We start from the raw sequence: 519 nt of genomic DNA on the forward strand, positions 1-519 counted from the left end.
TTTTGGTAATACAAAATTTTCTCGTGATGACATTACAATAGAATCATCATTACTATCTGCAACAAAATCACTTTTTGATCAAACACCAAATTTGTCTCAAAAAGATATTGATGTTGTATTAGTATCTACAAATGAGAATACAAAATATCTATCAGCTATTCTTTCTGAACTCTCAGGCATAGCCCCCAAAATTTCACATACCGTAGAAAATCTATGTAGTTCTGGAACAAATGCGATAGTATCTGCGTATTCCTACATAGCTTCTGGATTGGGAAATGTAGCATTAGTAGTTGGTGGTGACAGATATGATTCTCCTGGGCAAATTTTAGAATGGGATAAATCAAGAGGGGAATACAAACATCCAATTTTTTGGGCTACCCTTTTTACTAAATCATACAAAAGAAAATACAATGTTTCTGCAGAAAATTTGGCCATGGTTTCTGTTAAAAATCATAGAAATGCGAAAGATAACCCAAACGCATACTCAAACAAAACATATACTATTGATGATGTTTTAAA

1 protein-coding gene is annotated in these 519 nt (G+C 32.4%); it reads left to right on the plus strand.

Annotated elements, in window-relative coordinates; all coding sequences use genetic code 11:
- A partial coding sequence (locus V3W49_RS23080) for a thiolase family protein (protein WP_500148320.1) occupies positions 1-519 on the plus strand: 519 nt, incomplete at both ends.

This window comes from Rosenbergiella sp. YN46, assembly GCF_036620675.1.
GTDB lineage: Bacteria > Pseudomonadota > Gammaproteobacteria > Enterobacterales > Enterobacteriaceae > Jejubacter.